The organism is Dyella terrae, assembly GCF_004322705.1.
GTDB classification, from domain to species: domain Bacteria; phylum Pseudomonadota; class Gammaproteobacteria; order Xanthomonadales; family Rhodanobacteraceae; genus Dyella_D; species Dyella_D terrae.
In genome coordinates, this window is sequence record NZ_SIZZ01000001.1 from 1,284,787 (window position 1) to 1,308,041 (window position 23,255).

The following is a 23,255-nucleotide window of genomic DNA, read 5'->3' on the forward strand; positions in this document are numbered from 1 at the left end:
CGCGTCTGAGGGCGCGTTTCCGCCGCAGCTTGAGGCTTGGCACATGCGTGGTTGCCGATGGATTCCGGCTTTCGCCGGAATGACGTCCAGTTGAAAACCAACATTACTCCTGAACGCTGTTCACTCCGATAGCGCGACCGGTCAGTCGAGGTCACTCTTCATGTCGTCATTCCGGCGAAAGCCGGAATCCACTGGCGACAAGGCACATCCGAACGAAAAATCACACCCTGCGTCTACATTCACGCGGAAAGTCTGAGGTGATACCGGAGTCTGAGTTGGCAGTAGATTGAGGCGACCTTTCAGCGCGGTCGCCCCTGGATTCCGGCTTTCGCCGGAATGACGTCGCGTTGAGGATCGGCCTTACTCCTGAACGCAGTTCACGCCGATAGCGCGACTTTTCAGCCGGCGTCACGCTTCATGTCGTCATTCCGGCGAAAGCCGGAATCCACTGGCGACAAGGCATGTCCAAGCGAAAAATCACCCCCTGCGTCTACATGCTTGCAAGTCGGCCCCAAGGCACGCTTTACATTGGCGTGACCGGCAATCTTCTGAGGCGCGTATGGGAGCACCGGACATACGTCGCTGACGGCTTCACAAAGCGGTACAACATCCACCAACTCGTGTGGTTCGAAGAACACCCCATCATGATGTCCGCCATCAAACGCGAGACGAACCTCAAGGACTGGCGCCGTGCTTGGAAGTTTCAACTGATCCAGGCTGAGAATCCCCATTGGGAGGATCTCTACCCTCGCCTGCTGGATGATTCCCGTTGATCACGCCCTCTTTCGCCTCCCCTCTACATCCGGCAAAAACACCGTCGCCACGCCAATCAACGGCAGATACGCACAAATCTGATACACGTAATCGATGCCCTGTGCATCCGCGATCCGCCCCAGCACCGCGGCACCGATGCCGCCCATGCCGAACGCAAATCCGAAGAACAAGCCTGAGATCATCCCCACGCGCCCCGGGATCAACTCCTGCGCGTAGACGAGGATGGCCGAGAAAGCCGATGACAGGATCAGGCCGATAATCACCGTAAGCACACCGGTCCACATCAGGCTGGCATGCGGCAGCAGCATCGAGAACGGCGCCACGCCCAGGATCGACACCCAGATCACCCACTTGCGCCCCACGCGATCGCCCACGGGCCCGCCGATCAGCGAACCGGCCGCCACCGCAAACAGGAACACGAACAAATGCGTCTGCGCGTTCTGCACGGACACGCCGAATTTATGGATCAGGTAGAACGTGTAATAGCTGCTGAGGCTGGCCAGGTAGAAGTACTTGGAGAAGATCAACAACCCGAGAATCGCCAGGGACCACGCCACCTGCGACTTCGTCAGCGAGACATCCAACGCATGCCGCGCCCTGGGCTTGCCGCGCACCGCATGATGCGCCGCATACCATTTGCTCACCTGCACCAGCACCACGATGGCCAGCAAGGCGGCAAGGGAGAACCACGCCACGCTACCCCGCCCATGCGGCACGATGATCCATGCCGCCAGCAACGGCCCCAACGACGCCCCCGTATTGCCGCCCACCTGGAAGAGCGACTGTGCAAGGCCATGCTTGCCGCCTGAAGCCATGCGCGCCACTCGCGACGATTCCGGATGGAACACCGAGGAACCGGTGCCGACGAGTGCCGCAGCCACCAGCAACACCGTGAAGTTCGGCGCCGTCGCCAACAGCAGCAATCCGCACAGCGTGAACCCCATGCCAATGGGCAGTGAATACGGCATCGGCTTGCGATCGGTCACCATGCCGACCAGCGGCTGCAGCAACGACGCCGTGATCTGGTAGGTCAGCGTGATCAGGCCCACCTGGGCAAAGCTCAGGTGGAAGCCGTCCTTGAGGATCGGGTAGATCGCCAGGATCAACGACTGGATCATGTCGTTGAGCAGATGCGAGAAGCTGATCGCCCCAATGATCCCGTATTCGGTGGCGTGTTCCTGCCGGGCGGCCGGAGCGGAAAGCTGCACTTCTTCGACGCGGGTTTGCATGGGGGCCTGGATGCTTGATCGGGGAAAGCCGGTGCGGGCCGGCAAGGCGTGAACGTTAATGCCGCGGCGGGCGGCCCGCGCGCGCCAAAGGGTCAATTTCTGTAGAATTTGGGCCAATCATGAGACAAACCCGCATTACCGGCTACGAGGACACCCCGCGCGACGTCGTCGCGACGGGCAACGACTATCCCTCGCACTTCGTCCTTCCGGCCCATCACCACAAGCGGAATCAGTTGCTTTACGCGGCCACGGGCGTATTCAAGGCGATCACCTCTGAAGGCACCTGGGTCGTGCCTCCCCGCCGCGCACTATGGATTCCCTCGGGCGTGACGCACGAGGTGCACATGGATGGCGCGGTCAGCACCCGCAGCGCCTATGTCAGCCCGGAGGCTGCCCAGGCGCGCCAGCTTTGGCAGCGCTGTGAGGTCATCACCGTGTCGCCCCTGCTCCATGAATTGCTGCAGGTGGCCGTCGATCTTCCGGCCCTGTACGACACCACCGGTCGCGATGGCCGGGTGATGAACCTGCTGCTCGACGAAATCTGCACCATGCCCACCATGGCGCTTAACACGCCGCTGCCGGCAGACAAGCGTCTTTACGCGTTATGTCGGGCGATGCTCGATGCACCATCACTCGACGTGGACATCGACGCGATGGCGCTCAAGGCCGGCATGAGCCGGCGCAACTTCACCCGCCTGTTCCGCGAACAGACGGGCATGAGTTTCGCCGCGTGGCGACAGCAGGCGTGCCTGTTGGCGGCTTTGACGCGACTCGCGCGCGGTGAGTCGATCACGCAGGTGGCCTTCGACCTCGGATATGGCAGCGCCAGCGCGTTCAGTGCGGCCTTCAGGCGGGTGTTGGGGGCGCCGCCCAGCCGCTTCCTCGAAGGCGACCAGCCGGCACCCGCCTCCTCGCCCGACACACAACCCCTGATCTACTGAATGTCGCGACGGAACACCGACCAAGGAATGTGTCATTTCTGTGTCAAAACCATATCGCATCATGAGTGCACTTCCTTCGTCGCGTGGACGAAGTCTGAACATGCACGCGCCGGCGACGGGGTAGCATGGTAGTTCTCCATGCGACTAGTCCGAGCCAGGAGCCAAGGTCCGACATGACGTCCCGCAGCGATGCCCGCCCCGCCCCGATCAGCGACATCATCGACGACGCCTCCGTCGAAACCGACAGCGCTCCCGCGGTCGCGCCACTCGTCGGCGCTCAGGACCTCAATGAAAGCAGCCTGTACATCCACCGCGAGCTGTCGCAGCTGCAGTTCAATATCCGTGTGCTGGAACAGGCCCTGGACGAAACCAAGCCCATTCTGGAGCGTCTGAAGTTCCTGCTGATTTTCTCCAGCAACATGGACGAGTTCTTCGAGATCCGCGTCGCGGGGCTCAAGAGCCAGATCGCCTTCGATCACGAAATCGTCGGACCGGATGGCATTCCACCGAAACGCGCGCTGGCCGAAATCAGCGAGATCACCCACAAGCAGATAGAACGCCAGTACGCGATCCTCAACGAACGCATCCTGCCGGAGCTCGATCGCCAGGGCATCCGCATCGTTCGCCGAAATGAGTGGTCGCACAAGCAAAAAATGTGGGTGCGACGCTATTTCCGGCATGAAGTGGCGCCGCTCGTGACGCCGATCGGCCTCGATCCGACGCATCCGTTCCCACTACTGGTGAACAAGAGCCTCAATTTCATCGTGCAACTGGAAGGCGTCGACGCCTTCGGCCGTGATTCGGGCCTCGCCGTGGTTCCGGCACCGCGCGTGCTGCCGCGACTGATCCGCTTGCCGGATGAAGTCTGCGAAGGCGGTGACAACTTCGTCCTGCTGTCGTCGATCATCCACGCGCATGCCGACGAACTGTTCCCGGGCATGTCGGTGAAGGGCTGCTACCAGTTCCGCCTGACACGCAACGCCGACCTCACCATCGACCCGGAAGACGTCGAAGACCTCGCCCGTGCGCTGCGCGGCGAACTGTATTCGCGCCGTTTCGGCGATGCCGTCCGCCTGGAAGTGGCCGACAACTGCCCGAAGGAACTCACCGATTACCTGCTGCGTCAGTTCGGTTTGACGGCGGCAGAAATGTACGAGGTCAATGGCCCGGTCAACCTTGCGCGCCTGTTCGGGCTCGCCAGCAAAACGCATGCGCCGCAGCTGCTCTATCCGCCCTTTACGCCGTCGATTCCCAAATCGCTGAAAAAAGCCGAGGATCTGTTCCAGGTGATCAACAAGCAGGATGTGCTCCTGCTGCACCCGTATGAATCGTTTGCGCCGGTGGTGGACCTCCTGCACCAGGCAGCGAAAGATCCGAACGTTCTGGCGATCAAGCAGACGCTTTATCGCAGCGGTGCCAACTCGGAAATCGTCGACGCACTCGTCGATGCGGCGCGGGCGGGCAAGGAAGTCACCGTCGTGGTGGAGCTGCGCGCGCGATTCGACGAAGAGTCAAATCTTTCGCTTGCCTCACGACTGCAGCAAGCAGGCGCCATGGTCATCTACGGCGTGGTGGGCGTGAAAACGCACGCCAAGCTGATGCTGATTCAGCGACGCGAAGGCGAAGAGCTTGTCCGCTACGCCCATCTGGGCACCGGCAACTACCACACCGGCAACGCGCGCCTGTATACCGACTACAGCCTGCTCACCTCCGACCAGGCGCTGTGCGAAGACGTCCACAAGCTTTTTAGCCAGCTCACCGGCATGGGCAAGATCCTGCGCATGAAGAAGCTGCTGCATGCTCCCTTCACGCTCAAGAAAACCCTGCTCGAACTAATCACGCGCGAAACGGCGCATGCCTCAGCGGGCCGCGCCGCCCACATTCTCATCAAGATCAATGCCCTCACCGATCCGAAGATGATCCGCGCGCTTTACAAAGCCAGCATGGCCGGCGTGCGCGTGGACCTGATCGTGCGCGGCATGTGCTGCCTGCGCCCAGGCGTGCCCGGCGTCTCGCACAACATCGTCGTCCGCTCGATCGTGGGCCGCTTCCTCGAACACAGTCGCGTCTACTACTTCGCCAACAACGGCGACGAGCAGTACTACCTTGCCAGTGCTGACCTGATGGAACGCAACCTCGATCGTCGCGTCGAGACCGGCTTCCCGATCGACAGCAAGAAGCTGCAGCAGCGACTGAAGAAGGAGCTGGAGCTGTATCTCACCGACAATTGCAGTGCGTGGGAACTCCAGCCCGACAGCAACTACACGCGCTTGCTGCCGACGCCGGGCCAGATGAGCCGCAATGTGCAATCGCAGCTGCTGGAAAAGCTGTGCGGCGTGGGCGCACAGACCGAGGTGTGATCGACACACCCCGGCATGTGACGCCGCGCTAGCCGAGCCGCTTCACCCACGCGACATATTTGTCCACGAAGCCCTGCAGGAATTTCTGCGTGCCTTCGTTGGCGATATGGCCCTCGCCGTCGATCAGTTCATCCTTGAAATGGATGAATACTTCGGGCTGGCCCAGTACGGCGACATCGAGATAGGCCAGCACGTTGCGCAGATGTTGCTGGGACAGCGCCGTGCCTGTCGATCCGATCGACGCGCCAATCACGGCTCCTGGCTTGCCGGCGAACGAATTCGTACCCCAGGGGCGCGAGGCGATATCGATGGCGTTCTTCAGTACGCCCGGAATGGAGCGGTTGTATTCCGGCGTCACGAATAACAGCGCGTCGGCCGCCTCGATGGTTTGCTTGAGGTGCTTGCAGGCCAGTGGATAATCGGCGTCAAAGTCCTGGTTGTAGAGCGGGAGGCCGTCGATGGCCACATGCTCGAACGTGAACTCCTTGGGGGCCAGCCGCTCAACGGCCAGCGCCAGGCGCTTGTTGATCGATTCCTTGCGCAGGCTACCCACGAAAACAGCAATCTTGGTGCTCATCTAGCGGCTCTCCGTCATGGATTGGCAACATGGCGCCCTGGCGCCAGCGACCTCGACGAGGATGCCGATGACCGGGAAAAGGCCATGTGATTTCTCCGGGCCACCTGCCCCTAGGCCTTTTGTGGGATTGGGTGCGGGGACAGGCCTGCGCAAGAATCGACCCTCACCAACATGATCGGCCCAACCATCGCGTTCCCCCACCGCCCATCCGGCGACGCGACAGGACTGGCGACCGATGACCGGATCCGTCCGCCTTTTGCGCATTGATGGGTAGAAGGCGATTTGGCAGGGGTAGTCGATGAACAGGCTGACAGGGCAGCGTGTTAACAACGCCTGGCGGCGCATGCTCGGCATGCTGCTGGCCTTGCTGCTGCCCATGCCGCTGATAGCCGCCAATGCACCCCTGGGCGCGGGTTGGCGGGATGTGCGGCCCGGCGACTCCCCGGATCGCGTCCTCGAGGCCTACCGCCGCAACGAACTCAACAGCTTCGACCCCAACCTGCTGCATCAGGTGCCCCGGGCCGGGCTGGGCACCTGGGTAGTGATCCAGCCGCAGGCGCCGCTGCTGCGCGAAGAGCGCGTGCTTTCGATCACGCCGCCGCCGCTGTCGTCCGTCTCGTTGTATCGCGCCGACGGTAGCGTGGAGACCCTCGCGCTGGACGACTTTTCCGCGCCGGCCCACGGACATGGTCGGCTGTCCTTTCGCCTTACCGATGACCAACCCGCCAATGCCGCCGTCCTGCTGAAATTCGAGCCGGCACTGTCGGCGGCACCCGTGCGATTCGAACTCCAGTCCTGGAGCGACTACCTGCACAGCGACGCCAGGTGGCTCGTGTTTTCCAGCGCGTGCTTTGCCATCATGGCCGCCATGGCGCTGATGGCCCTGTGCCTCGCGCTGATGCTGCGAGATGCCACCTTTGGCTGGTACGCCGGTTACATCCTCTGCTACAGCCTGATCCAGGGCATGCGCAGTGGCTTCCTTTTCCATCCCCTCGAGATCGAGTGGCTTGCCGGCACGGCCGGACTGATCGCGCCCACCGCCGCGGCCCTTTCGGTGGCCTTCGCGGCGGTATTCGTCACCCGCTTCTGCGAATTGCCACGCTTCGCCCCTCTCCTGCATGCACCGACGCTCGCACTGGCCGTGGGCATGCCGCTGGTCGTGCTGCTGCGTAGCAGTCATATCGACGTGCTCGAACAGGCGGGACAGGCGCTGCTCAACCCCTTGATGATCCTGGGCGCCGCCCTGCTCCTGCTCGCGGGTGGCCTGTCGGGCGCACGCGGGTCGCGCCGTGCCTGGTATTTCCTGGTGGGCTGGACGCCCCTGCTTGGCCTTACCGCCATGACCAGCGCCCAAAACAGCGGAGCCATGCCTGACGTCGAGTGGCTGGGCGATGCCTGTCTCGCCGCCGGCGCGTTCCAGGCGATTGTGCTGTCGCTGGGCCTCGCCGATCGCGCCCTGGCCATGCGCCACGACAGCAACGTCGTGCGTGAACTGGCCGACGTCGACGCGCTGACCCAGGTGCTCAACCGCCGCGCATGGAGCGAACGCCTGGAGCACCTGCTCGGCCAGCATGATGGCCAGCCCATGGCGTTGCTGTTCCTCGATCTCGATTACTTCAAGACGCTCAACGATCGCCAGGGGCATGCAGCGGGCGACCGCGCGCTGGTGGCCGTCGCCGACTCACTGCGCCACGAATTGCGACCGCAGGATGCACTGGGCCGATGGGGTGGCGAAGAGTTCGTCGCCATGCTGCGCGGCGTCGACCAGCAACAGGCCATGCAGATCGCTATCCGCCTGTGCCGACGAGTGCATCGCCTGGAGATTCCGGTCAATGAAGAACAGCTGCTGCTGAGCATCAGCATCGGTGTTGCCATGCGCCAGGCGGACGATACCGTGGAGTCGCTCGTCGAGCGCGCCGATCACGCGATGTATCGCGCCAAACTGCAGGGACGAAACCGCGTCCGGCTGGACGAAAAGCTCGAAGATCGCATGGTGCGGGAATGGCCGCGCGCGGTGGAACGCGGCCACGAGTAACCCTGCCAGGTCGCTTTGCGCGACCCGGCTACCCCGGTCATGAAGACGCCAGGGCGTCCGCGGCAGCCACGACCTCTGCCTCACCCGGCAATACCAGCAAGGCGGCGCCCGCGAGCGGCGTATATGTATCCGCACCCACCACGCGACGCATCGGCGTCGCACCGCTGCCGCCTTCGGTAATCGCCGTGATGATGCCCTCGCCGACACCTGCGCTCTTGCGTCCTTCGTCGAGCACGATGATGCGTTTGGCCGTCCGCGCCTGCCCGGCGATGAAGCCATCATTGAGCGGTGCGAGCCAGCGCAGGTCGACCACGCGCGTCTGCCAGCCGTGCTTCGCTTCGATTTCGCGAGCCGCGCGCAGTGCCATCGGCACGCCATTGCCGAAGGTGAAAACCACCAGGTCCTTCGCGTCTTCGTTGTAGATGCGGCCTTCGCCCAGCGTCATGGCTTCGCCCGGCGCCGGATAGCTGAACTGCCACATTCCGTCGCCGGCTTCGTACAGGTCCTTGGTCATGTACTGCGCGATCGGTTCGAGGAACGCGCAAACGCGACCGTCGACCTTCGCCAGCGCCGTGAGCGTGCGCAGCATGTTGGCCGCATCATCGCCACGGCTCGGGCAGCCCACGACGAGACCCGGGATGTCGCGCAAAGCGGCAATCGAATTGTCGTTGTGGAAGTGACCGCCGAAACCCTTCTGGTAGCCCAGCGACGCGACACGCATGACCAGCGGATTGCGATACTGGTCGTTGGAGAAGAACTGCAGGCTGGCCGCTTCACCGCGAATTTGATCGCAAGCGTTGTGGAAATAGGCCAGGTACTGGATCTCGGGAATGGGCAGCATGCCCATGTTGGCGTATCCCTGCGCCAGGCCAAGGATCACCGTCTCGTCGAGCAAGGTGTTGAATACCCGATTGCCCTTGAAGGTCTTGAACAGGCCCTTGGTGACCGTATACACGCCGCCCTTCTGCGCGACGTCTTCGCCGAACAGCAGGGATTGCGGGTACTTGGCCATCACATCGTGCAGGGCCTGGCCAATCTGGATGGCCAAATGGCGTGGCGGCTGGTTTTCCGGCAGCTTTTCTTCGCTGCCAAAGACGGCCAGGCGGCGTTCGGCGTAATCATTGCGCTCGGCTTCGGCGCGCACGGCATCGGGGGAGTACGGTGCCAGCGGTTTCATGACGTCGGACAGCGACGTCAGGCGCGGGCGACGATCGGCGTCTTCCGCCGCTTCAAAGCAGCGGGCGCGCGTGGCCTCATAAAGCGCCAGCAAGCTCTCTTTGGTGTACAGGCCCGACTCTAGCGCAATGCCCGCGGAACGCAGCAGCGGATCGGTGGCTTCGACGGCGAAGAGTTCTTCGACGCTGCGCCACTCGATTTCGAAGTCGGTGCCCGCGTGGCCCATGACGCGGGTGGTACGCAGGTGCAGGAACGTCGGCCGGCGCGTCGTGCGGCAATGATCCACCGCGCGCTGGACCTGTCCATAGCCTTCGGCCAGGTCGAGGCCGTCGGCAAAGAAGTAGTCGAGGTCCGGGCGGTGGCGGAAATTGTTCTCGACCCAGCCACCGGGCGTCTTCACCGAGATTCCGATGCCGTTGTCTTCGCACACGAACAGCACCGGTGCCGGGAGTTTCTGATAGGCCGTCCAACCGGCGGCATTGAAGGCCGTTTGCGCAGTGGCGTGATTCGACGATGCATCGCCGAACGAGCAGATGGCGATACTGTCCTGCGGAACAGGCAACGTGTGCCCGATGCGGCGCGCCTGCTCGATAGCGACGGCGGTTCCAAGTGCCTTGGGCAGGTGCGAAGCGATCGTCGAAGTCTGCGGGAGCACCCACAAGGGCTTGCTACCCCAGACTTTGTGGCGTCCTCCAGAAGCCGGGTCGTCCTTGCTTGCGGCAAAGGACAACGCCGAATCCATGACCGGATCCATGCCGGGCAGTTTGCGGAACCGCTCGGCCATGAAGCCGCCCGAGCGGTAATGCAGGAAGGCCGGATCCGTATGTCGCGTCAGCCTCGCCACCATGGCGTTGCCTTCATGACCACTGGAGCCGATGGTGTAGAACACCTTGTTCTGCACGCGGAGCACGCGCGCCATCAGGTCCAGGTGGCGCGAGATCAGTTGCGATTCGAGCAACTCGCGGAATCCGCGAGCATCCAGGGCACTACCCGGCTTGACCGGCTCGCCGTCGGTCGGCGCCGGACGCGCCTCGCCCTGCCAGAGCTGGACGAACTCGGTGAAATTCTGGTCGACGATTTCGGCGCGGTTGAAGCCCTTGTGGCGGGCGCTGATGGCGAACGGAAGTGCGGACATGGTGGCTACAGTTTCTCGTCGACAAGGGCCGCGGGGACGGCCGGAAGTGGGTGATTATCGATGGCCGGCAAACGCACGCGCCAGTACGGAGCGGCGTGCGGGGCGGCGCATTCAGTCATGCAATAGATTGCGCAGGAGGCCCGCACGATAGAGGTCTTTCGGGCGACCAAAACTTTCCAGAATGCGTAGCTGTTCGTCGAACGACGGGATGGGCACGATGACGTCGGCAAAAAGCACTTCGATGGTTTCACGCACTTCGACCGAATGCCACTCGCCGCGCACGTTCAACTCGAGCCCGCCCATCACCTCAACCGGCATGTCCGCAAACGCATAGCGACTGAAGCGCGAACGAAAGCGTTCGGACCCCTCTGGCTCATACGTCTCCTCGCGCAAAGGCGACCAATGGCCTTCCAGGCGATCGGCATCGTCGGCGGACGTGAGCAAGTCGATGTCGGCAACGGTGACATGGGCGCCCGTCAGCCACGCCGCGGCGCTGCCGATAACGCACCAAGGATCGCGACATACGGTGCGCAGTTCCGGGACCACCGTGCGCAACGTCGCTTCGAGCGCCGGATGCGGGCGATTTACGTATGTCGGTTGCGCCATTGCTCTTTGCTCTGACCCCAGATGTCGATCTGAACGTCTTCGAACGGCGCCGGGAGTTTCCCGCGACCACGGTTGACTGAACCCAGACGCATGGCCAGCGCTTGCGACGGGCGGTTATCGAGATCAATGCTGTGGATCACGTCGGTCCAGCCCAGGTGATCGAAGGCCCAGTCGATGCACGCCACCGCGCCTTCGTAAGCGTAACCCTTGCCCCACGCCGCGCGAGCCAGACCCCAGCCCACTTCCGGTCCCGGCCAGCCATCCGGCTGCCACGGACCCATGCGACCGATCCACAAGCCGGTGCTCTTTTCGATCACGGAGAACATGCCGAAACCCTGGATTTCCCAGGCGCCCACCATGGTCAAAAAGCCGCGCCAGGCCGCGGCGCGCGGTAAGGGCCCGCCTATGAAGCGGGCCGACTCGGTGTCGGCCATGTTCGCCGCCCACGCGTCGAAATCCTCAGCGCGCGGCGGCCGGAGGACCAGGCGATCCGTTTCGATACGAATGTCTTGCCAGCGCATTCGACCTTTCCCTGAATCATGGCCCGCCGTCGCTGGCGGGCCGTGGTTACACCGCGCCCATCCGGCGCGGTGCGATCTGGATCAGAACGCGTTGATGCCGGTCAGCTCGCGACCCACCACGAGCTGATGCACGGTTTCGGTGCCCTCGTAGGTGATCACGGATTCCAGATTCAACGCATGACGGATCGCCACGTGCTCGGTGGTGATGCCGGCGCCGCCCAGGATGTCGCGGCATTCACGCGCGATATCGATGGCCATGCGGCAGTTGTTCCACTTGGCCAGCGAGACCTGCGTCGGCTGCATGTTGCCGGCGTCTTTCAGGCGACCGAGCTGCAGCGACAGCAGTTGCGCCATGGTGATGCGACGGGCCATTTCGGCCATCTTCACCTGCACGGCCTGGTTCGACGCGAGCGGGCGACCGAACAGAATGCGATCCTGCGTGTAGTCGAGCACTTCCTTGAGGCAGGCCTGCGCGGCACCAATGGGACCCCAGGTGATGCCGTAGCGCGCCTGCGTCAGGCAGCCCAGCGGACCCTTCAGACCCTTCACGTTGGGCAGGCGGTTGGCCTCCGGCACGCGCACATTGTCGAAGAACAGCGCGGAGGTGACCGAGGCGCGCAGGCTCATCTTCTTGTGCACTTCCTGGGCGGTGAACCCGGGCGTATCGGTGGGGACGATGAAGCCCTGGATGCCGTCTTCGGTCTGCGCCCACACGATGGCGATGTGCGCGACGTTGCCGTTGGTGATCCACATCTTGGCGCCGTTGATGACCCAGTCGCCGCCGTCCTTCTTGGCGTTCGTCTTCATGTTGGCCGGATCCGAACCGCCGTGCGGCTCGGTCAGGCCGAAGCAGCCAATGATTTCACCCGCCGCCATCTGCGGCAGGTAATGCATCTTCTGTTCTTCGGTGCCGTAGGCGTAGATCGGGTACATGCACAGCGAGCTCTGCACCGAGGCAAAGCTGCGCAGGCCCGAATCGCCGCGCTCCAGCTCCTGGCAGATCAGGCCGTAGCTGACGCCATTCATGCCCGCGCAACCGTACTTTTCCGGAATCGTCGCGCCGAGCAGGCCCAGACTGGCGATCTCGGGAACGAGCTCCTTCGGGAAGCGGCCCTGGTCAAAGGCGTCGCCGATGATCGGCAGCACTTTTTCGTCGACGAAACGGCCGACGGTGTCCTGCACCATGCGCTCCTCGTCGGAGAGCAGCGAACGAACGTCGTACAGGTCAAGCGGGTTAAGGCGAGCAGACATGCAAGGGTTCCATGGCGGGGCTGTGGGACAAGCTCTCGATTCTAGCCCCGCCGAACCGCCCCGGTCATGAGCCAGTGCAACAGGCCGGTGGGCTTATGAAGACCAGTGTGGGACCATTTGCCCATGGCGACGGCGCTCGCCTGCCCCACCCCGCTGGAATCCCCATGCTAAAAGGTGTCCTTCTGGGCTTCGCCTGCTACGCGGCCTACGCGATCAGCGATGCCTTCGTAAAGTCGCTGCACGGCAGCCTGCCCGCCTACGAGGCGGTGTTTTTCGGCGCCGTGCTGATGCTTCTGGCCATCCCGCTGATCCGGCAGCCGGGTGACCGCTGGATCGAGGTTTTCCGGGCCAGGCGACCCAGCCTGTGGTGGATCCGGGCGATTTCGGGCGCCATCTGCAACGTCTCAGCCGTCGTGGCGTTCACGCACCTGCCCATGGCAGAGGCCTTCGCACTGATCTTTCTGCTTCCCATCTTCGTCACCGTGCTGTCCGTGATTTTCCTCAAGGAGCACGTGCACTGGCGCCGCTGGTCAGCCGTGATCGCCGGGTTCATCGGCGTGCTGGTGGTGCTCCGTCCGGGATTTCGTGCCCTGGGTGTCGGCCATCTGGCCGCCATGACCTGCGGTCTTTCAGGCGCGGTGTCGGTCGTCGCCTTGCGCATGGCCGGCGCACACGAAAAGCGCATCAGCCTCTATGGCGCCGGCGTGATAGGCCCACTGGTTGTCGGACTCGTCTTCATGCTGCCCGGCTTCGTCTGGCCGTCGGCGCACCAGTGGTTCCTGCTGTCTGGCTACGGCCTGCTGGCGGGTGCAGGTGGCGTACTGCTGATGCTTGCCACGCAGAACGCCCCGGCCAACCGCGTCGCGCCCACGCAATACAGCCAGATGCTCTGGGCCATCGGTTTCGGTTATTGGCTTTTCGGCGACCACCTGGACTGGCCGATGCTCATCGGCATCGTGCTGATCCTGGGCTCGGGGCTGTTCACGCTGGTGCGCGAAGACAAGGTGACACCCTGGGTGCGCCGGACAAAGCTGGTGTGACGTGTGTGGTCGTGCGCCACGCCGCTGACATCGGGCCCTGACCTGACCCGGGAAACCGCGCACGATTCTTGGTGGCGGCCGCCTCTGCCATCGAGGCATCGGCAAGCATCCAATACAGCGGCGTCGTGCGACGCCCCTGTCTAACTGGAGCTTGTTTGATGGACCGAGCCATTTCCCGCCCGATCACCCTGTTGGGTGCTGCCCTGGTGCTCATGCTGGCGGGTGTCAGCGCCCATGCCTCCCACGCGCAGCTCACCCCAACACCTGCGACCGGCAACTACATCGATCTTGAGCGCTATATCGGCGATGCGGATCATGACCGCTGGGTCGACGCGCGCTATTACCTCAAGCAGAACTTCGACGATATCTGCGGCGACACCATCTGCGAGGGCGAGTACCCCAACATCGAAGCCCTGGGCTATCGCTGCTCTGTCGACAAGACGACCGGGCTCATGGGCGAATGCAGCTGGGTCTTCACCGCCAGCGATGAACATGTCCGCGCATCCGACGGCAGGATCATGGCCAACGTTCACACCTGGCACTGCAAGACGCCACTGGCGCCGATGACCCACGCGAGCGATTTCGTCCAGTCCCTGCAGGGCTCGCGGCCGCTATGGGCCAGGTTGCCCAATACGAATGCCACGATCTGGGATGGCCTGATCACCAACTGCCTGTAAGCACGCCCTTACCTTTGCCGAGGTGACGAAGCCGTCGGGTAACCCACCGGCGGCTTCGTTTTTATCAGCGGTTGCTTACACCGTGTGGCACATGACCGGTTGCCACGTGCTTGCGCGCGGATTCCACGTTGGCCGGTGAGTCGTCGAAAAAGATGTCGGCACCGAAGGCGTCAAGGAAAGGCCCCTTGTCGCGCCCACCGAGGAACAGGGCTTCGTCGATACGCACACCCCAGCGACGCAAGGTGAGGATGACGCGCTTGTGCGCCGGAGCGGAACGCGCCGTCACCAGGGCGGTCCGGATGGGCGAGTCTTCGGCGGGAAATGCTGCCTGGAGGCGATGCACGGCGCTGAGAAAGCCCCGGAACGGGCCCACGGAAAGCGGCTCCTCCGCACGCTCGCGCTCGTTGCGATGGAACGCCTCCAGGCCCTCCTCGCGCGATACCCGTTCCCCTTCATCGCCAAAGATCACTGCATCGCCGTCGAATGCAATGCGCAGTTGCTCGGTGGCGCGCGGCGGCGCAACCGACGGCAGGATCGTGGCGGCGGCCACGCCGGCAGACAAGGCACGCCCGACGTCTTCGGCATTGGCAGAAAGAAACAGATCCGCCTTGAACGGCCCGATGTAATCCGACGTCGGCGCGCCACTCGTGAAGGCGGCGCGACTGATCTCAAGCCCGTAATGCTGGATCGCGTTGAAGATGCGCAACCCGGTATCCCCGGAATTGCGCGACAGCAAGATCACTTCCACGGGCGGCACGTCACCGGCCAGCTTGTTCAACCCGAGCAGCTTCTGCACCAGCGGGAAGGCCACGCCCGGCTTCAGGATCTCGTTCTCGTGATCGATCTGGAAGGATCGATAGGCGTCCAGGCCGTCGCGCTCGAACAGTTCGTGGCTATCGCCAAGGTCGAACAGGGCGCGCGACGAGATGGCAACCACCAGACGGTTGTCGATCGCGGCGGAAGGGTCATGGACATCTTTGTTCGACATGGCTGGGAGCGTCAGGAATGAAGAGTGGACTGGCATCGGCGCGGGGTTCGCCATGGCCATGCGTCATCGCATCGCCGACAGGAACTCCGTGCATCTTCTCACTTCTCGCGTGAAGACTTGCATGCCCGGCTCAATCTTGCGCGAACTGCTCATCCAGGATGCGCTGCTCCAGATTGTGCTCCGGATCGAACAGGAGGCGCACGGCCGGCCCTTCGGATTGCCTGACCGTCACTTCCTTCACATCGCGCACTTCATGGAAATCCGCGGTGGCGCTGACCGGCCTTTTGCCCGGATCGATCACCCGCAACGTCACCTGGGTGCGATGCGGAAGAATGGCGCCGCGCCAGCGCCGGGGACGAAACGGACTGATCGGCGTCAGCGCCAGCACGTTGGCATCCAGCGGCAGGATCGGCCCATGGGCGGAAAGGTTGTACGCCGTCGATCCTGCGGGCGTGGATACCAGGATCCCGTCGCAGACGAGCGATTCGAGCTTCACGGCCTCGTTGAGTTTCACTTCGAGATGCGCGGCCTGGTTGCTCTGCCGAAGGAGGGAAACTTCATTGAACGCCAGAGCCTCGTGCATATGTCCGCTCGCGTCGGTCACCTGCATTTCCAGCGGGAAAAGCGACGCGGTGTGCGCCCGCTCGATGCGTCGCGGCAAATCGTCGATGCGATGCTTGTTCATCAGGAAGCCGACCCGTCCAAGCTTCATGCCATACACCGGCACACCCAGCGAGCGATACGCATGCAGGGTACGCAACATGAAACCATCGCCTCCCAGGGCGACAATCGCTTCGGCTTGCTCTGGCGACACCTCGCCATAACGCTCCACCAGTTTCTTGCGCGCCTGTTGCGCAATGCTGGTATCACTGGCGACGAAGCTGTAGGCCATGGCAGAGGGTGTGTCCGTGGAATGGGGGCAGTTGAGCTTAGAACGGCGGCGAGCGCAAGAAGCGTGACGCTGCGACCGCATGCCTGGCCCATCCAAACAAAAAGGGCGCCACCCGAAGGTCGCGCCCTTTCGATCAGGAAGGGCCCCAGTCGGCACCCTCCCTGAGATCAGCCCATCACACCGGCACGGCCGCCAGCTGAGCCAGACGACGAACGGCGACCGAAGCAATCGGGTAGTCGGCGTTCTGCGTCAGGATCTCCGCCAGCATGGCGCGGGTGTACTTGAGCGTGGCGTCATCGCGCTGCAACCAGGCCTGCACCGGCGACTGCTCCTTGCTGTCGCCCGACAAGGCGAGAACCTGCGAAGCCAGCGCACGATGCTGGTGATTGAGCTCGTCCAGCAGCGAACCGCGCGCCTGGGCATGCCAGTGACCTTCCACCGGCAGCGCTTCGATCTGGTTGCGCAGCCATTCCAGGTCGAGCACGCCGCCCAGCTCGTAGAACACGCCGGCAACGCGAGCCACTGGCTGACCGGTCTGCTGAGCCACTTCGACGATGTCGAGCATGGCGCGCATCTCCGGAATCCGGGCCAGACGCACGGCCAGCGCGGACGGGAGGCCAAGGCCGTCCCACTTCTCCTGGCTGGTCGAGAAATCGGCACGACCGGTATCGGTCAGCGCATCCGGCAGGGCTTCGCGCAGCGCATTGACGCCAGCCTGGTAACGCTCCACGTTGGCGGCGATATCCAGCGTGCCACCCGGGCGATTGAGCAACCAGCGCGTGAGGTGACGCAACAGCGACCAGATCTGCATGATCGCGTCGATCTGCGTCTCCTCGGCCACCTTGCTGTCCAGCGCCTCAATCTCCGCCCACAGCTCGCGCGCACCCAGGATTTCACGGGCGGCGGTGTAAGCCTTGGCGATCGCCGCCGGCCCCTGCCCCGTGTCTTCCTGCATGCGCATCATGAAGGTGGCGCCCATGCGGTTGATGGTGGAGTTGGTGACGGCCGTGGCGATGATCTCGCGCTTCAGGCGGTGACGCTGCATGTGGGCGGCGTACTTGTCGTGCAGCGGCTCCGGGAAGTAGCGCACCAGTTCCTTGGACAGGTACGGATCTTCTGGCACGTCCGAATCGAGCAGCTGCTGGTACAGCTTGATCTTGTCGTAAGACAGCAGCACCGACAGCTCCGGACGCGTCATGCCCATGCCGCGCGTCTTGCGCTCGGTGAGCTCCGCTTCGCTCGGCAGGTTCTCGACCTGGCGGTCGAGCAGGCCTTCGCTTTCCAGGCTGCGGATGAAGTGGGCCATGGAACCCAGACGACGCACCGACTGGCGCTCCATCAGGGTGATGGCCTGGTTCTGGCGATAGTTGTCCCACAGCACGAGTTGGCCGACTTCGTCGGTCATGGCTGCCAGCTGCGTGTTGCGTGCTTCCACCGTCAGCTCGCCGCGCTGCACGGCATCGTTGAGCAGGATCTTGATGTTCACCTCATGGTCGGAGGTGTCCACGCCGGCGGAGTTGTCGATGAAGTCGGTATTGAGCAGCACGCCGTGCTGCGCCGCCTCGATACGACCCTTCTGGGTCATGCCCAGGTTGCCGCCCTCGCCCACGATCTTGCAGCGCAGCTCGCCACCATTGACGCGCAGGCCGTTGTTGGCGCGGTCGCCCACGTCGGCGTGCGATTCGCTGCTCGCCTTCACGTAGGTGCCGATGCCGCCATTCCACAGCAGGTCTACCGGCGCCTTGAGGATGGCGTTGAGCAGGTCCATCGGCGCCATGTGCGTGACGTCGGTCTTCAGGCCCAGCGAAGCGCGCACTTCCGGCGTGATCGGAATCGATTTCAGCGAACGCGAGAACACGCCACCGCCGGCCGAGATCAGCGACTTGTCGTAATCATCCCAGCTCGAACGCGGCACCTTGAACATGCGCTCGCGCTCAATGAACGAACGCGCGGCATCCGGGTTCGGGTCGAGGAACACATGGCGATGGTCAAACGCGGCCACGAGGCGGATGTGCTTCGAAAGCAGCATGCCGTTGCCGAACACGTCACCGGACATGTCGCCCACGCCCGCGCAGGTGAAGTCCTGCGACTGGCTGTCGCGACCCAGCGCACGGAAGTGACGCTTGACCGATTCCCACGCACCCTTGGCCGTGATGCCCATGCCCTTGTGGTCGTAGCCGTTCGAACCGCCCGACGCGAACGCGTCACCCAGCCAGAAACCGTGCTCGACCGAAATGGCGTTGGCGATGTCCGAGAACGTAGCCGTGCCCTTGTCGGCAGCGACGACCAGGTACGGATCATCCGGGTCGTGACGCACGACATCGTGCGGCGCAACGACCTTGCCATCGACGAGGTTGTCGGTGATGTCCAGCAGGCCGCTGATGAACATGCGGTAGCAGGCGATGCCCTCAGCCAGCTGCGCATCGCGGTCGCCGGCCACCGGCGGACGCTTGACCACGAAGCCACCCTTCGAACCCACTGGCACAATGACGGTGTTCTTCACCATCTGCGCCTTCACCAGGCCCAGCACTTCGGTACGGAAGTCTTCGCGACGATCCGACCAGCGCAGGCCACCACGCGCCACCGCGCCAAAGCGCAGGTGGATGCCTTCGACGCGCGGTGCGCACACGAAGATTTCGCGGTACGGCACCGGCTTGGGCAGCTCGGGCACCAGGTGCGAATCGAACTTGAAACTGATGTACGGACGGAACGCACCATCCCACTGCTGGAAGAAGCTCGTACGCAGCGTGCCGCGCATCAGCGACATGAAGCTGCGCAGGATGCGGTCGTCGTCCAGGCTGGAGACGCTCTCCAGCAGTACGCCGATGGTCTCTTCGATCGCGGCAAACTGCTCGTTGCGCGACTTGGCCAGCGAAGCGACGAGATCATCGATCAGCGCCGGCTGCGCCGTGCGCACGGCTTCCGGAATCAGCGCGCGCATCTCACCCTGCAACGCCAGGCCTGCCTTCTTGAGCTCTTCGGCGTTGAGGCTTTCGCGGCTGGGGTCGAACTTGGCAAGGAACAGCTCCACCAGCAAACCGGCGATGGCCGGATAGCGGTTGAAGGCATCTTCCATGTAGCTCTGCGAGAAGGCGACGCCGGTCTGCAGCAAGTACTTGCAGTAGCCGCGCAGCATGGCGATCTGGCGCCAGTTGAGCTTGGCACCCAGCACCAGGCGGTTGAAGCCGTCATTCTCGGCATTGCCACGCCAGATCTGCTCGAAGGCGTGCTCGAACAGCGAACCGACCTGCTCCACCGTGAAGGCAAGATTGCCCACCGGCTGCACTTCGAAGTCCTGGATGAACAGCGGCGCACCCTCGGACTTCACGTCGTACACGTGCTCGGTGAGCACGCGCAGGCCGAGGTTCTCCAACTGCGGCAGCACTTCGGACAGCGCGATGTCGCCACCGCTGCGGTACACCTTGAAGCGCAGTTCTTCCGGACGCTGAGCCGGGTGATAGAACGACATGCGCACCGCGTCGTCGCCCTTCAGCAGCGACAGCTGATGAATGTCTTCGGCCGCGGCGATCGGCGAAACCTCGTCGACGTAACCGGCCGGCAGCGCCTTGGAGTAACGGTTGGCAAGGACGACGCCGTCATGGGCACCGAGCTTGTCGACCAGTGCATCGCGCACGTCGTCATGCCAATTGCGCACGATGGCTTCAACGCCCTGCTCCAGCGCATTCGTGTCGAAGTTGACGTGGTCGCCGATCTTCGGGCGCACGACGATATGCAGGCGAGCCAGCGCGGCCTCGCCCATCAACACGGCCGAATCGACGTTCTCGCCATGCAGCGTGTCACGCAGCAGGCCTTCGATGCGCTCACGCACCGTCGTATTGAAACGCTCGCGCGGCACGAAAACCTGCACGCTGTAGAAGCGGCCATAACGGTCGCGGCGCATGAACAGACGCGTGCGCGCGCGCTGACGCAGCTCGAGGATACCCATCGAGATCGCGTACAGCTCGTCTTCATTGCTCTGGAACAGCTCGTCGCGCGGCAGCGTCTCGAGGATGTGGCGCAGCGACTTGCCCGAGTACGAATCGCGCTTGAGGCCCGAACGGGCCAGCACGGCTTCGACCTTGTGACGTACCAGCGGCACGTCCTGCGGGCGGGCCATGTAGGCGTTGGAGGAGAACAGGCCCAGGAAGCGCTGCTCAGCCACCGGCTTGCCGTTGGCGTCGAACTTCAGCACGCCGATGTAATCCATGTGACCAGGACGGTGCACGTGCGAGCGCGCATTGGTCTTGGTCAGGATGATGGCGTCGGTCGAACCGGACTGCGGCAGTTCGCTGGCCACCAGGCTGCGCAGGGAACGCGGCGCGACGGAGCGCTCGCTCTTGTGCAGGATGCCGAGGCCCGAACCTTCCACCGACACCAGGACTTCGTCCCCATCGGCCTGGGTAACCTCGTATTCGCGGTAACCGAGGAAGGTGAAGTTGTCGTCGGCGATCCAGTGAAGGAATTCGCTGGCTTCGTGCACCGAGGTTTCGCTCAGCGGCAGCTTGCGCGAAACGAGGTCGGCGGCGATGGCCTGCGCCTTGTCGCGCATGCGTTCCCAGTCGCCCACGGCGGCGCGCACGTCTTCGAGCGCAGCTTCGATGCGGGACTTGAGCTGGGCCATTTCAGCGTCGTCGGCCATGCGGTCGACTTCGAAATGCATGACCGATTCCGGCGAGCCATTTTCGTCGGCGAGCTTCAGCAGCTTGCCCGAGGCATCACGGCTGACCTTCACGACCGGGTGGATCACGGCGTGAATTTGCAGCTTCGTTGAAACGACCATGCTGACGGTGTCGACGAGGAAGGGGGTGTCGTCGGTGACGATCTGCACCAGGCTGCGGCCCGAATGACCGACCTCCGGGTTGATCACGCGCACCAAAGCGCGGCCGGGCTGGCGCTGCTGCATGAAGTCGAGCAGGCCGCCCACCAGCGCGGCCCATTCGGCCGTGGTGTGGAGCTCCAGATCGCTATGCGCAATGCGCGAGAAGAAGGCGCCAATAAAAAATTGCGCCTCATCTAGGCGCTGGGAGGCGAAGCCGGTTTTTTTCAGTTCTTCGAAAACTACAGCCTGGATCGGATTATCGCTGGCCGCTCGAATCGCATTCATGGCATCTACTGTTGTCAGTGGGAACGGTGGGGGCAAAAAACCCGCAAAAGGATACGCTTCGCGTCCATGCTTATCCACCTGCAGCGCCGCACGAACTTCAGCCGCCAGTGTGTTTTTCCCCGCACAAACCGGCAAACATGACAATTGCATTCGAACGTCAATCGGCGGCAACTCGCGTAAGCGCATGAAGGCAACAAGAATGCGTCATGGAAACGCGCCAGGATACGCGTGGATACCGCCCCGGCAATACTCACGCGTATGCGATAAAACCGCATGGAAAACCACGACCGATTTTCGCAGCGCCGCTGCGATGCAGCATGCGTGGCTCCCAAGAAAACCATCCCGCCCATCAGGAAAAGGATTTTTCCGGCAGCTTCGTGCATTTCCGGGAACGCGATTTGAAACGTTCCAATCCGGATGGGTCTGTCCACAGCCGGCGGGTTCTCGTCAAGCATTTTCCCATACGGATACGAAGGGACCCGCTCACACTCCCTTCGCGGCCTGAACACGGAGAATTCGGGGCTAGACCATACGGTGAACCATTTTGTAAACTGGTCGGTATAGTCAGGCCTTCACATGCTTCCGGACACCCCCGATACGCCCCGAACCGCGATCCTGCGGCCGGGACGAGCGGCTCAGGGCGCGCACCCCCCGGGGCCGTCCGTGGTCATGGAAAGCCTGTCCACCGGCACATAGATGCCGGCACCCACAACACCCCGATACGCAATTGAATGGAGTCCCCATGAAGTCCTCGTCACTGCGCACACCGCTGATGTGCCTGGGCCTGCTGGCACTGGCCGCCTGTGGAGGCAAGAAGGAACAAGGCCCGCCACAGGCCCCGCCACCGGAAGTGGGCGTGGTCAAGGCGCAGCCCAAGACTGTCCCGCTCACCAAGGACCTGGTCGGCCGCCTCTCGTCGTATCGCAGCGCCGATGTCCGCGCCCGCGTGCCGGGCGTCCTCCTGCAGCGCACCTATGAAGAAGGTTCGGACGTAAAGAAGGGCCAGGTGCTCTTCAAGATCGACCCGGCCCCGCTGCGCGCCGTGCTGGCCGCCAACCAGGGCTCGCTGGCCCAGGCCGAAGCCACCTACACCAACGCCAAGATCAGCGCCCAGCGCGCTCGCGATCTGGCGCCCAAGGGCTACATCTCCAAGGCAGACCTGGATAACGCCGAGGCGCAGGAGCGCACGGCCAAGGCTGCCGTCGCAGCGGCCCGCGCCAACGTCGAGTCCGCGAAGATCAACCTCGGCTTCACCGACGTGGTCTCGCCGATCGACGGCCGTGCCGGCCAGCAGCAGGTCACTGAAGGCGCCCTCGTGGGCCAGGGCGACGTCACCCTGCTGACGACGGTCGACCAGATCGATCCGCTCTATGTGAACTTCACCATCGGCGTAACCGAGCTCGACGCCATCCGTCGTTCCGCCACCGCTGGCGGCATCACCCTGGCCGAGCCCAACACCGCCAAGGTGCAGATCACCCTGCCCGACGGCACCCGCTACAGCGATGACGGCACGCTGGACTTCTCCTCCGCCACGGCCGACCCGGCCACCGGCTCGGTGAACCTGCGCGCACGCATCCCCAATGCCAAGCATTCACTCCTGCCCGGCATGTACGTGACGGTCAAGGCGAACCTGGGCGAGCAGCACGGCGTGTTCGAGGTCCCGCAGGCTGCCGTGCAGCGCGACACCGCCGGCTCGTTCGTGCTGGTTGTCGGCGCCGACGGCAAGGTCGTCCGCAAGGATGTCCAGGCCGGCAGTCTCGTAGGCAGCACCTGGCTGATCACCGATGGCCTGAAGGCAGGCGATGACGTGATCGTGTCCGGCATCCAGAAGGTGAAGGAAGGCGCACCCGCCAAGGCTTCTCCGTGGACGCCCAACCAGCCGGCGCCTGGCGCGCAGCCGCAAGCTGCCCAGCCGGCTGCGGCAGGCAAAGCGGCCCACCAGCCGTAAG

At 63.5% G+C, this 23,255-nt stretch carries 16 protein-coding genes; 7 read left to right on the top strand and 9 right to left on the bottom strand.

Annotated features, from left to right (window positions below; translation table 11 throughout):
- Window positions 1-461: 461 nt before the first annotated feature.
- Window positions 462-773, top strand: a complete 312-nt coding sequence (locus tag EYV96_RS05830; RefSeq protein WP_131150509.1) for a GIY-YIG nuclease family protein — start codon at window positions 462-464, stop codon at window positions 771-773.
- Here the strand turns inward: EYV96_RS05830 and EYV96_RS05835 are convergent, their stop codons facing one another.
- Window positions 774-2,003 (bottom strand): MFS transporter, encoded by a 1,230-nt coding sequence (locus tag EYV96_RS05835; RefSeq protein ID WP_131150510.1) that lies wholly within the window; start codon window positions 2,001-2,003, stop codon window positions 774-776. It abuts the gene before it with no gap.
- Window positions 2,004-2,122: 119 nt separating this feature from the next.
- On the opposite strand from EYV96_RS05835, the gene EYV96_RS05840 reads away from it, so the two are divergent.
- Together EYV96_RS05840 and ppk1 are read left to right on the top strand one after the other, a co-directional pair.
- A complete protein-coding gene (locus tag EYV96_RS05840) occupies window positions 2,123-2,944 on the top strand; it encodes an AraC family transcriptional regulator (protein WP_131150511.1) in 822 nt (273 codons plus the stop codon).
- Between the two features lie 173 nt (window positions 2,945-3,117).
- The gene (gene ppk1, locus EYV96_RS05845) at window positions 3,118-5,304 is read left to right on the top strand and encodes a polyphosphate kinase 1 (RefSeq protein ID WP_131150512.1); all 2,187 of its coding nucleotides are present in this window, start codon (window positions 3,118-3,120) and stop codon (window positions 5,302-5,304) included.
- Window positions 5,305-5,332: 28 nt separating this feature from the next.
- Here the strand turns inward: ppk1 and EYV96_RS05850 are convergent, their stop codons facing one another.
- The gene (locus tag EYV96_RS05850) at window positions 5,333-5,881 is read right to left on the bottom strand and encodes an NADPH-dependent FMN reductase (protein WP_131150513.1); all 549 of its coding nucleotides are present in this window, start codon (window positions 5,879-5,881) and stop codon (window positions 5,333-5,335) included.
- A gap of 298 nt (window positions 5,882-6,179) precedes the next feature.
- Here EYV96_RS05850 and EYV96_RS05855 point away from each other — a divergent pair, with 298 nt between their 5' ends.
- Window positions 6,180-7,916, top strand: a complete 1,737-nt coding sequence (locus tag EYV96_RS05855) for a GGDEF domain-containing protein (RefSeq protein ID WP_131150514.1) — start codon at window positions 6,180-6,182, stop codon at window positions 7,914-7,916.
- A gap of 37 nt (window positions 7,917-7,953) precedes the next feature.
- Here the strand turns inward: EYV96_RS05855 and EYV96_RS05860 are convergent, their stop codons facing one another.
- The 4 genes from EYV96_RS05860 to EYV96_RS05875 all read right to left on the bottom strand — a co-directional run bounded on the left by EYV96_RS05860 (window position 7,954) and on the right by EYV96_RS05875 (window position 12,605).
- Window positions 7,954-10,227: a thiamine pyrophosphate-dependent enzyme gene (locus EYV96_RS05860; RefSeq protein ID WP_131150515.1), complete on the bottom strand. Its 2,274-nt coding sequence runs from the start codon at window positions 10,225-10,227 to the stop codon at window positions 7,954-7,956.
- A 111-nt stretch (window positions 10,228-10,338) separates the two neighbouring features.
- On the bottom strand, window positions 10,339-10,833 hold the full coding sequence (locus EYV96_RS05865) for a nucleotidyltransferase family protein (protein WP_131150516.1): 495 nt from the start codon (window positions 10,831-10,833) through the stop codon (window positions 10,339-10,341).
- The gene (locus tag EYV96_RS05870) at window positions 10,812-11,354 is read right to left on the bottom strand and encodes a GNAT family N-acetyltransferase (protein WP_131150517.1); all 543 of its coding nucleotides are present in this window, start codon (window positions 11,352-11,354) and stop codon (window positions 10,812-10,814) included. The genes EYV96_RS05865 and EYV96_RS05870 overlap by 22 nt, the downstream gene beginning before the upstream one ends.
- A gap of 81 nt (window positions 11,355-11,435) precedes the next feature.
- Window positions 11,436-12,605, bottom strand: a complete 1,170-nt coding sequence (locus EYV96_RS05875) for an acyl-CoA dehydrogenase family protein (protein ID WP_131150518.1) — start codon at window positions 12,603-12,605, stop codon at window positions 11,436-11,438.
- 164 nt (window positions 12,606-12,769) lie between these two features.
- Between EYV96_RS05875 and EYV96_RS05880 the strand changes: the two genes are divergently transcribed.
- Together EYV96_RS05880 and EYV96_RS05885 are read left to right on the top strand one after the other, a co-directional pair.
- A complete protein-coding gene (locus tag EYV96_RS05880) occupies window positions 12,770-13,645 on the top strand; it encodes a DMT family transporter (protein WP_131150519.1) in 876 nt (291 codons plus the stop codon).
- A gap of 158 nt (window positions 13,646-13,803) precedes the next feature.
- Window positions 13,804-14,322, top strand: coding sequence for a hypothetical protein (locus EYV96_RS05885; RefSeq protein WP_131150520.1), 519 nt, complete (start codon window positions 13,804-13,806; stop codon window positions 14,320-14,322).
- A gap of 64 nt (window positions 14,323-14,386) precedes the next feature.
- Here the strand turns inward: EYV96_RS05885 and EYV96_RS05890 are convergent, their stop codons facing one another.
- The 3 genes from EYV96_RS05890 to EYV96_RS05900 form a co-directional block, all read right to left on the bottom strand.
- Window positions 14,387-15,310 carry a 5'-nucleotidase gene (locus EYV96_RS05890; protein ID WP_131150521.1) on the bottom strand — a complete coding sequence of 308 codons (924 nt, stop codon included), beginning with the start codon at window positions 15,308-15,310 and terminating at the stop codon, window positions 14,387-14,389.
- 130 nt (window positions 15,311-15,440) lie between these two features.
- A complete protein-coding gene (locus EYV96_RS05895; RefSeq protein WP_131150522.1) occupies window positions 15,441-16,202 on the bottom strand; it encodes an NAD kinase in 762 nt (253 codons plus the stop codon).
- Between the two features lie 175 nt (window positions 16,203-16,377).
- Window positions 16,378-21,306: an NAD-glutamate dehydrogenase gene (locus EYV96_RS05900; protein ID WP_131150523.1), complete on the bottom strand. Its 4,929-nt coding sequence runs from the start codon at window positions 21,304-21,306 to the stop codon at window positions 16,378-16,380.
- A 742-nt stretch (window positions 21,307-22,048) separates the two neighbouring features.
- Between EYV96_RS05900 and EYV96_RS05905 the strand changes: the two genes are divergently transcribed.
- Window positions 22,049-23,254, top strand: a complete 1,206-nt coding sequence (locus tag EYV96_RS05905) for an efflux RND transporter periplasmic adaptor subunit (RefSeq protein ID WP_131150524.1) — start codon at window positions 22,049-22,051, stop codon at window positions 23,252-23,254.
- The last annotated feature ends 1 nt before the right edge of the window (window position 23,255 follow it).

What these genes read in the sequence shown, in the direction of transcription:
- EYV96_RS05905 (WP_131150524.1), top strand. Translation starts at nt 22,049, where the DNA reads ATGAAGTCCTCGTCACTGCGCACACCGCTGATGTGCCTGGGCCTGCTG.
- EYV96_RS05860 (WP_131150515.1), bottom strand. Translation starts at nt 10,227, where the DNA reads ATGTCCGCACTTCCGTTCGCCATCAGCGCCCGCCACAAGGGCTTCAAC.
- EYV96_RS05900 (WP_131150523.1), bottom strand. Translation starts at nt 21,306, where the DNA reads ATGAATGCGATTCGAGCGGCCAGCGATAATCCGATCCAGGCTGTAGTT.
- ppk1 (WP_131150512.1), top strand. Translation starts at nt 3,118, where the DNA reads ATGACGTCCCGCAGCGATGCCCGCCCCGCCCCGATCAGCGACATCATC.
- EYV96_RS05895 (WP_131150522.1), bottom strand. Translation starts at nt 16,202, where the DNA reads ATGGCCTACAGCTTCGTCGCCAGTGATACCAGCATTGCGCAACAGGCG.
- EYV96_RS05890 (WP_131150521.1), bottom strand. Translation starts at nt 15,310, where the DNA reads ATGTCGAACAAAGATGTCCATGACCCTTCCGCCGCGATCGACAACCGT.
- EYV96_RS05865 (WP_131150516.1), bottom strand. Translation starts at nt 10,833, where the DNA reads ATGGCGCAACCGACATACGTAAATCGCCCGCATCCGGCGCTCGAAGCG.
- EYV96_RS05880 (WP_131150519.1), top strand. Translation starts at nt 12,770, where the DNA reads ATGCTAAAAGGTGTCCTTCTGGGCTTCGCCTGCTACGCGGCCTACGCG.
- EYV96_RS05885 (WP_131150520.1), top strand. Translation starts at nt 13,804, where the DNA reads ATGGACCGAGCCATTTCCCGCCCGATCACCCTGTTGGGTGCTGCCCTG.
- EYV96_RS05870 (WP_131150517.1), bottom strand. Translation starts at nt 11,354, where the DNA reads ATGCGCTGGCAAGACATTCGTATCGAAACGGATCGCCTGGTCCTCCGG.
- EYV96_RS05850 (WP_131150513.1), bottom strand. Translation starts at nt 5,881, where the DNA reads ATGAGCACCAAGATTGCTGTTTTCGTGGGTAGCCTGCGCAAGGAATCG.
- EYV96_RS05840 (WP_131150511.1), top strand. Translation starts at nt 2,123, where the DNA reads ATGAGACAAACCCGCATTACCGGCTACGAGGACACCCCGCGCGACGTC.
- EYV96_RS05875 (WP_131150518.1), bottom strand. Translation starts at nt 12,605, where the DNA reads ATGTCTGCTCGCCTTAACCCGCTTGACCTGTACGACGTTCGTTCGCTG.
- EYV96_RS05855 (WP_131150514.1), top strand. Translation starts at nt 6,180, where the DNA reads ATGAACAGGCTGACAGGGCAGCGTGTTAACAACGCCTGGCGGCGCATG.
- EYV96_RS05835 (WP_131150510.1), bottom strand. Translation starts at nt 2,003, where the DNA reads ATGCAAACCCGCGTCGAAGAAGTGCAGCTTTCCGCTCCGGCCGCCCGG.
- EYV96_RS05830 (WP_131150509.1), top strand. Translation starts at nt 462, where the DNA reads ATGTCCAAGCGAAAAATCACCCCCTGCGTCTACATGCTTGCAAGTCGG.